Origin of the sequence: Phenylobacterium sp. (assembly GCF_020253645.1) — a bacterium.
Classification (GTDB): domain Bacteria; phylum Pseudomonadota; class Alphaproteobacteria; order Caulobacterales; family Caulobacteraceae; genus Phenylobacterium.
In genome coordinates, this window is the sequence record NZ_JADCBG010000130.1 from 1 (window position 1) to 10,316 (window position 10,316).

Consider the following 10,316-nt stretch of genomic DNA (forward strand, 5'->3'; position numbering starts at 1 on the left):
CGCCACCTCCCCCTCAAGAGGTGGAGGAATTACGGAGCCCAATTGCTCCCCCTTCCAGGGGGAGCTCCCGGCGAAGCCGGGTGAGGGGGTCTGCGACGCCCCGCCCCCAAACTTCCCGTTTGCCACCCCGCCCCGCCGCGCGCACTCTTCCCCCCAAGGACCCGAGGAGACCCGCCATGGCCGAAGGCGACAGCGCCCTGATGCAGTCCGCCCGGGAACGGGCCGCAGCGACGCCGCTCGACCAGTTCCACGTGGCGGACGTCAGCCACTTCACCACCGACACCTGGGCGCCCTGGTTCGAGCGGCTGCGGCGGGAGGATCCGGTCCACTACTGCGCGAACAGCGAGTACGGGCCCTACTGGTCGGTGACCCGCTTCAACGACATCGTCGCGGTGGACTCCAACCACGAGGCCTTCTCCTCGTCCTCGGAGCGGGGCGGCATCGCGATCCAGGACGGCTACCAGCCGCATGAGCTTTCCAGCTTCATCGGCCTTGACCCGCCGGACCACGACGCCCAGAGGCGGGTGGTCATGCCCATGTTCTCGACCGCCGGCATGGCGGAGCTGGAGCCCCTGATCCGCAGCCGGGCGGCGGCCATCCTGGACGAGCTGCCGGTGGGCGAGACCTTCGACTTCGTCGACAGGGTCTCGGTGGAGCTGACCAGCCAGATGCTGGCCACCCTGTTCGACTTTCCCTTCGAGGCCCGGCGCCTCCTGCCCGAGGCCTCGGACATCATCCTCGCGCCCACCGGCGAGGGCGCCGTCTTCCGGACCAGCGAGGACCGCCAGGCGGCCCTGAGGCCCTATTTCGAGACCTTCGTAGGCCTGTGGGAGGCCCGCAAGAACGCCCGCGGGAACGACCTGTTGTCCCTGCTGGCGGGCGATCCCATCACCCGCAAGGACGGCCAGATGTTCGGCTACATGGGCAATGTGGTCCTCCTGACCGTGGCCGGCAGCGACACGACCCGGCACTCGATCACCGGCGCCCTGCTGGCCTTCCAGGACAATCCCGACGCCTACGACCGGCTGCGCGCCGACCCCGCCCTGCTGGACTCCGCCGTGCCGGAGATCATCCGCTGGCAGAGCCCCGTGGCCCACATGCGCCGCACCGCCACGCGGGACGTCGAGCTGGGCGGCAAGACGATCCGCAAGGGCGACAAGGTCATCATGTGGTACGTCTCGGGCAACCGGGACAGCGAGGTCATTCCTGACCCGGAGCGCTTCCTCATCGACCGGGTGCGGCCGCGACAGCACGTGGCCTTCGGCTTCGGCATCCACCGCTGCGTGGGCAACCGCCTCGCCGAGATGCAGCTGAAGGTGGTCTGGGAGGAGATCCTCAAACGCTTCCGGCGCATCGAGGCGGTGGCCCCGCCGCGGCGGCTGAACTCCAACTTCGTCAAGGGCTACGAGACCCTTCCGGTCCGAATCCTCGACTGAGCCGCCGACCGCCCGGCGCTCAGTCGACCAGGGCGCGGTTGCGCGTCTCGGGCAGCAGCAGGAGCGTCAGGACGAGGGCGACCGCCGTCACGATGAAGGGGAACCACAGGCCTGCATAGATGTCTCCCACCGCCGTGACGATGGCGAAGGAGATCGCCGGCTGCAGCCCGCCGAACCATCCGGTGCCGACATGGTAGGGCACGCTCATGGCCGTGTAGCGGATCCGGGTCGGGAAGAGCTCGACCAGGCAGGCCGCCAGCGGGCCGTACAGGGCGGTCGCGGCGACGATGAAGGTGACCATGACCGCGAACAGGACCGGCCAGTCGATCTCCGCCTCCGCCGCCGTCGTCGGATAGCCCTGGGCGGCGAGGACGGCTTTCAGGCGCGTCTCCAGCTCGGCCCGTACGGCCTTGACCTCGCTCGGGGCGGCGCCCGAGGCGTCCACACCCTGGACCACCTGATCGCCGATACGCACCGAGGCGAGGGTTCCGGGAGGGGCCGCCTCGTTGCGGTAGTTGATCCCGTTGTTGGCCAGGACGCCCTTCAGGATGTCGCAGGCGCGTCCGAACTGGGCCGCGCCGCCGGTCAGGTCGAGCTGCAGGCTGCAGGAGGCAGGGTCGGCCACCACGACCACCGGCGCCGCCTGCTGGGCGCGGGCGAGCTGGGGGTTGGCGGACTGGGTGAGCAGATGGAAGCCCGGGAAGTAGGCGACCAGCATCAGGCCCATGCCGAAGCTCATCACCGCCTTGCGGCCCACCTTGTCGCTGAGCCAGCCGAAGAAGACGTAGAGGACCGCCGACACGCTCGTGACGCCGATCATCAGGATGTTCACGTCGATCGGCGGCAGCTTGAGCAGGCGCTCCAGGAAGAACTGGGTGTAGAAGTTGCCCGTGTACCAGACGACGCCCTGGGCCATCATGATCGAGAACAGGGCGAGGAGCACGATCTTGAGCGAGCTCCAGCGCATGAAGCTGTCCACATAGATCGCCTTGGACGCCTTGCCCTCGTCCTGCATCCGCTTGAACGCCGGGCTCTCCTCCAGGGACAGGCGGATCCACAGCGAGACCACCAGCAGGCCGAAGGACACCAGGAACGGCACCCGCCAGCCCCAGTCCCGGAAGGCCTCCTCGCCCATCAGCGTGCGCGTGAGCAGGGTCACGCCGAGGGCGGCGAGCAGGCCGAGCGCGGCGGATGTCTGGATCCAGCTGGTATGGTAGCCGCGCCGCTTGGCGGGGGCGTGCTCGGCGACATAGATCACGGCGCCGCCGTACTCTCCGCCCAGGGCGAAGCCCTGCAGGATGCGGCACAGGACCAGGAGGATCGGCGCGATCACCCCGGCGCCGGGGCCCACATGGGTCTCGAACCAGGCGTAGTCCGGCAAGAGCCCGATGGCGACGGTCGCCAGGCCCATCATGGTGATGGTGATCAGGAAGGTGCCCTTGCGCCCCTTGGTGTCGCCCATCTTGCCGAAGATCAGGGCCCCCAGCGGGCGGACGATGAAGCCCACCGCAAAGGTCAGCAGGGTGAAGATGAACGCCTGGGCGTCCGGCAGGCCGACGTAGAAGTGGCGCGAGATGATCGTCGTCAGGATCGCGAAGATGAAGAAGTCGTACCACTCGAACACGGTGCCGGCCGCCGAGGCGGCGACCACCGACCGCATCCGCCGCGGATCGACCTCCGGCTCCTGCGAGGCCGTCGGTTGAAGTCCGGAACTCTCGCTCATGTCGCATCCTCCGAAGTCAGGGGCGCGCGGTTGGCGAGGTAGGCGGCCTCGTCGAGCTCGCCCTCCCATTTCGCCACCGCGACGGCCGCCACTGCGTCGCCCACCACGTTCACCACCGTCCGCATCATGTCCATGAGCCGGTCAACCCCGAGCACGATGCCAATGACCTCCAGCGGAACGCCGGCGATCCCCAGGACCGCCGGGATGAAGACCAGCGATCCGCCGGGAATGCCCGCCAGCCCCATGGCCCCGATCGAGGAGGTGACGACGATAGAGATCATCTGGGGGGTGGTGAGCTCCACGCCGAAGAGCTGGGCTCCAAAGACGGTCAGGATGACCATGTACATGGCCGAGCCGTCCATGTTGACGGTCGCCCCCAGCGAGGCGACGAAGGCCGACATGCGCCGCGAGATTCCGAGCTTCTCGATCATGGCGCGCATGGTGACCGGCAGGGTCGCGGCCGAGGAGGAGGTCGAATAGGCGACGGCCATGGCCTCGCTCATGCCGCGATAGAAGGGCAGGACCGGAAGGCCGAGACCAAAGCGTACGAAGCCGCCATAGACGATCACGCCGTAGAAGAGACAGCCCAGGTACAGGACGGCGACGAGCGCCCCCAGGCGGAGAAGAGCCTCAACGCCCATCAGCGCCACCACCCACGCCATCAGTGCGAAGGCGCCGAGAGGGGCCAGCTCCATCACGTAGCCCACGAGCTTCACGAAGGCGTGCGACGCCCCCTCGATGGCGTCGGCGACCGGCTTGGCCGCAGCGCCGGCGCCGAGGATGCCAATCCCGAACAGGATGGCGAAGACGATGACGCTCAGCATGTCGCCATTGGCCAGCGCCTGCACGGGGTTGGCCGGGATGAACTGGAAGAGCAGGTCCTGAGCCGTGGGCGGCTCACGAGGCTCGGGCGGCACGATCCCGGCGGGGGGCGCAGAGCCCACCCCGGGCTTCAGCCAGAGGGCGAGCCCCAGGCCCAGGGTGGCGGCCATCAGTCCGGAGGGGATGTACAGGGCCGCGACCCGGGCGCCGCTCTTGCCGAGCTTGGACAGGTCGGCGATCGAGACCACGGCGGCCGTCACCGAGACGAAGATCAGCGGCACGGCCAGCATTCGGATCAGGCGGATGAAGGCGTCGCCGATCAGCTTGAGGCCGGCGTCAATCCCCGCGACATCCAGGCCCGCCGAGGCGGCGAGACCGCCCGGCCGCAGCGCAAAGCCCACCGCGATGCCGAGCGCCATGCCGATCAGGATGCGCATCCACAGCGCGGAACCGAACCACCATTTCATCTGGCCACCCCGCTCACCGCCGATCGCGGCATAGACGCGAACAGGTCACCAAGTCCAGCGACGGTTGTCGAGCCCGCTGCGCCTAGCCGGTGGCTTCCGCCCCCTTGCGCGTCTTCCAGAGGGAGAAGAGCACGCCGCCGGAGATCAGGCCCAGGGTGATGGTGAGCGACCAGGCCGGAGGGAACTTCCCGCCGGGGAACAGGTCCCCGAGGAAGATCTTGGTCCCGATGAACACCAGGGTCATGGCGAGGGCGTACTTCAGGTACCGGAACCGGTGCACCATCGCCGCGAGGGCGAAGAACAGGGCCCGCAGGCCCAGGATGGCGAAGATGTTCGAGGTATAGACAATGTAGGCGTCCGAGGTGATGGCGAAGATGGCCGGCACGCTGTCAATGGCGAAGACGAGGTCCACGATCTCCACGAACATCAGGGCGAGCAGAAGCGGAGTGGCGAACCAGCGCAGCTTGCCGGTCTTGGGATCGGGCAGCTTCACGCGGAACTTGTTGCCGTGGAGCTGCGGCGTGACGTTCATCCGCTTCTTCAGCCACATCAGGATCTTGTTGTCGGCCATGTCGGGCTCTTCGTCGCCCTTCAGGAACATCATGACCCCCGTGCCGATCAGGAAGACGGCGAAGATGTAGAGGATCCAGGAGAACTGGCTGACCAGGGCGGCGCCCAGGCCGATCATCAACGCCCGCAGCACGATCACCCCGATAATGCCCCAGAAGAGCACCCTGTGCTGGTACAGCCGGGGAATGGCGAGGTAGGTGAAGACCATGGAGATGACGAAGACATTGTCCATCGCCAGCGTCTTCTCGACCGCAAAGCCCGTCAGGTAGAGCTGAAGCGCGGTCCAGGCCCGTTCAGCCCCGGTCACCTCCAGCAGCTGGGGATCGATCGAAGCCCCGGGTGAGGCGTTGTTGTAGAGCAGCCAGATGACGCCGGAGAAGGCGAGGCCGATGCCGATATAAAACGCGCTCATCGTCAGCGACTCGCGGACGCCGATCTCGCGGTCGGTCTTGTTGACAACCCCCAGGTCGAAAACGAGCAGGGCGATGACGGCAAGAATGAAGGCGTACCAAATCCAGGCCGCCTTGCCGAGAAACTCGGCAAAGAGAATGCTTTCCAGCATGCAGACGTAACTCCGGGCGTGTCGGACGGGGACTGTGGTCCGCCGACATCGCTGCGCGGCAAACCGCGTTCAGCCAGAGGGGCCCGGAGGACGGCGGGTAGATGGCGCCCCTCCGGGCGCTTTGCAAGTCCCTGCGCCGATGACGAATGAACCTCAGCAGGAAACGTCAGACCGGCAGCGAAACGCCAGGCCGGCTGAGGCGCGGGGCGACGGTGCGACGGTGCGAGCGCTCCGGCCGGGGATGAAACCTCCGGTCCCGGGGGGCAGGTCCTGCGACCGACGGCCTTGTGGATCAGGACCACTTTCTAGCTCCCGGGATTGACTTCCCCGCCGACCTCAGCCAGCTTGCGCCGAATAACCAGGCGGAAACGCTGGTGATTTTTTTCGGGGAGAGGAAACCAGATGAAGTCCAAGGGCATACTTTTCGCGACGAGCATTCTCGCCGCCACCGCGATCAGTGTCTCGGCGCAGGCACAGGCTCTGATCGACGAACTTGTGGTGACTGCGGAAAAGCGTGAGCAGAGCCTGCAGGACGTTCCTGTCGCGATCTCGGCCTTCACCAGTCAGCAGCGCGACCGGGTCGGTATCTCGACCGTGCAGGATCTGACCAACTTCACACCAGGCTTCGTCTATCAGTCATCCAATGACCGCGCATCGATGCGCGGCATCGGCCGACTCACCAACGTGCACGCTGTGGACGGTGCGGTGGCGATCTACAATGACGGACTCTTCACCACTTCGACGATCCTGGCCGGCAGCCCGCCGCTGGATGTTGAGCGGGTGGAAATCCTTCGGGGTCCGCAGGGCACGCTCTACGGCCGTAACGCCATCGGCGGCACGGTCAATACGATCTCCGTGCGGCCGACCAAAGAGTTCTATGCCGAAGTCCGAGGGATCATCGAGAACTTCAACTACACGAATCTGCAGTTGGCCATCTCCGGTCCCGTGGCCGAGGGCCTGAGAATGCGGTTCTCGGGCTACAAGCTCGACCAGAAGGACGGCTACTACACGAACGTAAACCCGGGTAAGCCCGACGAGGGCGCCGTGCGTGATGAGTATCAGTTCCAGGTCCAGTTCGAGGCTGATCTGGGAGAGAACGCCGAGTTGTGGGCAGCCTACAGGAAGCTGGCCTGGCACAATCGCGGCGGTCCCGGCGCTCGCTCCCAATATCGCAACGCCGAGTTCTCAACCGGACGCCTGGATCCGAACTATTCCATCGTTTATTCGTCGGCCCATGGCCTCACCAGGGAGACCGGCCTGAACGGAATCGTTCCAGGCAGCCTGAGGCAGTTCGACGGCGCGACCTCCACCTCCAACCCGGCGCTTGTGGACAGCCGGAAGTTCAGCACAAATATCCCGCAGCGGGTTCGCTTGAGCGGTGTGAACCTCTTCACCACCAATTTTGTCTATCGTATGCCGACGTTTGACGTGAAGTATATCGGAGGATACCAAGAGTATAAGTATGACTTTTATGGCGACTCCGACTTCACAGCCGTCGAGTCCTATCAGATTCCGCTGGCGCCAGGATCTATCTGCGGCACTGTGCGCGGACTTTTCTCGGCAGGCATCTCTCCGGTCAACTGCTCGCCCCTGACGGTAAACGCCAATAACGGGTTCCATTATTTCGAGTACCAGAAGTGGTACAGCCATGAAATCAACCTCTCATCAACAACCGATGGTCCGCTGCAATGGATTGTCGGTGGATTCTACTATAACCAAGACTATTTCGGAGCGGGAAATACGGCGGACTTCTATCTGGTCGGTCCGTCGACCCTGCAGACTCCCATCCTGGGCGCTGCCGCCAATCCGCAGGGTTTCTGGTCAACAGGGCATTACGGCCTGACCACAGAAAGTAAGGCGGTATTTGGACAGATCGACTACCAGATGACAGACACGGTGAAGTTCACCGCCGGTCTGCGCTACACAGACGACAAGAAGTCCGGCACGGAGTTCAGGCGCATCGTCTGTAACTCGGATGCTTGTTACCCTGGCCTATACTCGGCCCTCGGCCTGGGCGCCTTCGGGCCTGGTACGGCCACGAACTGGGGCAGCCTGCTCGGCGATCTCAACTCCCTGTCGAGACTCGCCCCTGTGCTCGGGGTTCCGGCGCTTGCCGGGCTCAACGGCCTAGGTAACGGAGCGATGGACCTCACTGAGGCCCTGGCGCCGAAGAGCAACGCCGGTCTGATCCCGGGCGTCACCACGCCCGCCGTCACCACCAACGGAGTGGTGCGGCAGTACGTGATCGATCCGGCCACGGGTTTCGCGCGTCGCGACCTCGAGGGCACGTCTGACGCCGTCACCGGCACCCTTGGCGTCCAGTGGGAGCCGGACAGCGACACCATGGCCTATGCCCGCTACAGCCGCGGCTACAAGGCGTTCGGTTTCTCGGCTGGCGCTTTCCTCGCGGCTCCCAAGGCGAACGAAGAGACCGTCAACTCCTATGAGATCGGCTTCAAGAAGGATTTCGAGAGGGTCCAGATCAACCTCGCGGCTTTCTTCCTCGACTACCGCGACCTGCAGGCGCCAGTGGCCGTGCGGGTTGGCGGGACCAACGTCTCCCAGTTTGTGAACATCGCGAAGTCGGAGTCCTACGGGGTCGAGTTCAGCGGTATCTGGCGGCCGGTGGAGCCGCTCCTCCTGACTTTCGACTACGGCTGGAACCCGACCGAGATCACCGAGAGCATCCCGCTCGTGAACGTGAACGATAACGTCAACACCGGGGCGGTCAGCGTCGTCGGCAGCGCCCTTCCCCAGGCGCCTGAAAACAAGGTGGCGGTGAACGGCACCTATACGTTCGCTCTGGACGGCGGCGACCTCGTGACCGGCGCCACCTACGTCTGGCGGTCGAAGTCCTATGCGACGGTCTTCGCCCGGGAGTACGATTCTGCGCCGGCCTGGGACCAGGTGGACCTGCGGGCGCTGTGGATACCGGCCAGCGGCAAGTACACGGTGATCGCCTACGTCAAGAACGTCTTCGACGAGGAAGGTTACACTGCGGCGGTTGTGGCGTCCCAGCGGAACAACAACCCGGCCGTGCCGTCGGACCGGTTCCCCAACGGGGCCCAGAACTTGGAGCTCACGCCTCCGCGTATCTTCGGCGTGGAGGTCCAGTACCGCTTCTGATCCGATCCGCGACACATGCGGTCGTCTCCAGGGTCCCCGGTTCACCGGGGACCCTTTCCTTTTCTGGTGGATGGACTCGTTCACAAGGTCGAAGGAGCGCAGGTCATGACATCCCTTGAACCCCGAATCCCGGAGGGCTTCGGACCCATCTTCCGGACCAGCCCGGTCCTTGAGGCCCTTGGCGGATTCATGAGTCGCGGAGAGGGCGAAGAACTGGAGATCGGGCTGCGGGTCGGACCGGACCATCTGAACGCACGGGGCGGCCTGCACGGCGGCGTCATAGCCACCCTGATGGACGTGGCGACAGGCTACATGCTCGCGGCCCGTTCGGGGGGCCGGCGACGGATTACGGCGCGGCTGACACTCGACTACAGGTCCGGCGCCGCGCCGGGCGAGTGGCTCCAGGTCCATCTCGATCGAATCGAGGCCGACGGGCGAAAGACCCGGGCCCATGCTCGGCTAATGTCCGGCGAGCGTCTGGTGGCGGAGGCGAGCCTCCTGTTCATTGACGCGCCGTCCGCGAAGGCCTGAGGCGCGCCGCCGCTAGGCCCGTCCGAACGTCCCCAGCTCGGCGTGGCGGCCGAAGACGGCTCGGTTCACGGCCAGGCCCACGCGGAGGCAGGCGATCAGGGTCACCAGCATGAGGTGAATGTAGTGGACCGGCGTCCAGGCGAAGGTGAAGACGGCGCGGAGGCCCAAGCCGAACACCACGGCGACCACAGCGGCCAGCACCATCAGGGGCGGGCTGTCCTCGATCATGGTCGAGAGGAAGAGGGCCCCCGTTTAGGTCATGATCGGCAGCTAGATGAAGATGTTACCCGGCAGGAACAGTAGCGAGACGGTCGCCCTCAGCCCCTTGGACCCGTACTTCAGCTCAAGCAGCTCGGGCTTAGTGGTGCAGTCATTGCGCTGGTAAACGGGCAGGAAGAAGAAGGCTAGAGCGGACCGCGATTTGGCGGAATCTGGAGTCTCAAATCAGCGGTGATCTGATTCATGCTGTCTGCCGGGTAGGAGGCTGGCGGTGATGACAGCTGCGTATTCCATGGATCTCCGTGAGCGGGCTCTGGCCCGCAAGGCGGCGGGCGAGACGCATCGGCAGATTGCCGAGGCGCTGCAGATCGCTCCCTCATGTGTCTCCAAGTGGGCCCGGCGCGAGCGGGAGACGGGCTCGCCGGCGCCGGCGCAGGTGGGGGACTACAAGCGCAGAACCCTGTCGGGTCCGGCCGCCGACTGGCTGCGTGCAAGGATCGCAGCCGGGCCGTTCACCTTGCAGGGTCTTTCGGACGAACTGGCCGAGGAGCAGGCGCGTCCTGACGTGGCCCGGCGGCGCAAACGCTGGAAGGCCCACCAGATGAAGGTTGAGCCGCAGAGGCTGGTGTTCATCGACGAGACCTGGATCAAGACCAACATGGCGCCCCTGCGCGGCTGGGCTCCGCGCGGCAAGCGCCTTCGCGCCGACGCGCCCTTCGGCCACTGGAAGACCCTGACCTTCATCGCCGCCCTGCGCTGCGACCGCGCCGAAGCGCCCTTCGTGCTCGACGGGCCGATCAACGGCCAGGCCTTCCGGCTCTATGTCGAGACACAGCGGGCTCCCACCCTCAGACCCGGCG

8 protein-coding genes are annotated in these 10,316 nt (G+C 65.7%); 4 read left to right on the forward strand and 4 right to left on the reverse strand.

Annotated features, from left to right (window positions below):
* Positions 1 to 176 precede the first annotated feature (176 nt).
* A complete protein-coding gene (locus tag INE98_RS09085) occupies positions 177 to 1,436 on the forward strand; it encodes a cytochrome P450 (protein ID WP_293538382.1) in 1,260 nt (419 codons plus the stop codon).
* Between the two features lie 19 nt (positions 1,437 to 1,455).
* On the opposite strand, the gene INE98_RS09090 is transcribed toward INE98_RS09085, so the two are convergent.
* The 3 genes from INE98_RS09090 to INE98_RS09100 form a co-directional block, all read right to left on the reverse strand.
* Entirely contained in the window at positions 1,456 to 3,096 is a 1,641-nt protein-coding gene (locus tag INE98_RS09090) for an MFS transporter (RefSeq protein ID WP_293538395.1), read from the reverse strand.
* 59 nt (positions 3,097 to 3,155) lie between these two features.
* A complete protein-coding gene (locus INE98_RS09095) occupies positions 3,156 to 4,448 on the reverse strand; it encodes a dicarboxylate/amino acid:cation symporter (RefSeq protein ID WP_293538384.1) in 1,293 nt (430 codons plus the stop codon).
* 82 nt (positions 4,449 to 4,530) lie between these two features.
* Positions 4,531 to 5,580 carry a TerC family protein gene (locus INE98_RS09100; protein WP_293538386.1) on the reverse strand — a complete coding sequence of 350 codons (1,050 nt, stop codon included), beginning with the start codon at positions 5,578 to 5,580 and terminating at the stop codon, positions 4,531 to 4,533.
* A gap of 402 nt (positions 5,581 to 5,982) precedes the next feature.
* Here INE98_RS09100 and INE98_RS09105 point away from each other — a divergent pair, with 402 nt between their 5' ends.
* Together INE98_RS09105 and INE98_RS09110 are read left to right on the forward strand one after the other, a co-directional pair.
* Positions 5,983 to 8,706 (forward strand): TonB-dependent receptor, encoded by a 2,724-nt coding sequence (locus INE98_RS09105; protein WP_293538388.1) that lies wholly within the window; start codon positions 5,983 to 5,985, stop codon positions 8,704 to 8,706.
* Between the two features lie 105 nt (positions 8,707 to 8,811).
* Positions 8,812 to 9,237, forward strand: a complete 426-nt coding sequence (locus tag INE98_RS09110) for a PaaI family thioesterase (RefSeq protein ID WP_293538390.1) — start codon at positions 8,812 to 8,814, stop codon at positions 9,235 to 9,237.
* 12 nt (positions 9,238 to 9,249) lie between these two features.
* Here INE98_RS09110 and INE98_RS09115 read toward each other — a convergent pair whose 3' ends face one another.
* Positions 9,250 to 9,465, reverse strand: a complete 216-nt coding sequence (locus INE98_RS09115; protein ID WP_293538392.1) for a hypothetical protein — start codon at positions 9,463 to 9,465, stop codon at positions 9,250 to 9,252.
* A 265-nt stretch (positions 9,466 to 9,730) separates the two neighbouring features.
* Here INE98_RS09115 and INE98_RS09120 point away from each other — a divergent pair.
* Positions 9,731 to 10,316: transposase (locus INE98_RS09120; protein ID WP_293538393.1), on the forward strand; the 586-nt coding region annotated here is incomplete at its 3' end.

Excerpts from the sequence above, each read along its gene's own strand:
- INE98_RS09105 (WP_293538388.1), top strand. The coding sequence starts at position 5,983 with ATGAAGTCCAAGGGCATACTTTTCGCGACGAGCATTCTCGCCGCCACC.
- INE98_RS09095 (WP_293538384.1), bottom strand. The coding sequence starts at position 4,448 with ATGAAATGGTGGTTCGGTTCCGCGCTGTGGATGCGCATCCTGATCGGC.
- INE98_RS09100 (WP_293538386.1), bottom strand. The coding sequence starts at position 5,580 with ATGCTGGAAAGCATTCTCTTTGCCGAGTTTCTCGGCAAGGCGGCCTGG.
- INE98_RS09090 (WP_293538395.1), bottom strand. The coding sequence starts at position 3,096 with ATGCGGTCGGTGGTCGCCGCCTCGGCGGCCGGCACCGTGTTCGAGTGG.
- INE98_RS09085 (WP_293538382.1), top strand. The coding sequence starts at position 177 with ATGGCCGAAGGCGACAGCGCCCTGATGCAGTCCGCCCGGGAACGGGCC.
- INE98_RS09110 (WP_293538390.1), top strand. The coding sequence starts at position 8,812 with ATGACATCCCTTGAACCCCGAATCCCGGAGGGCTTCGGACCCATCTTC.
- INE98_RS09115 (WP_293538392.1), bottom strand. The coding sequence starts at position 9,465 with ATGATCGAGGACAGCCCGCCCCTGATGGTGCTGGCCGCTGTGGTCGCC.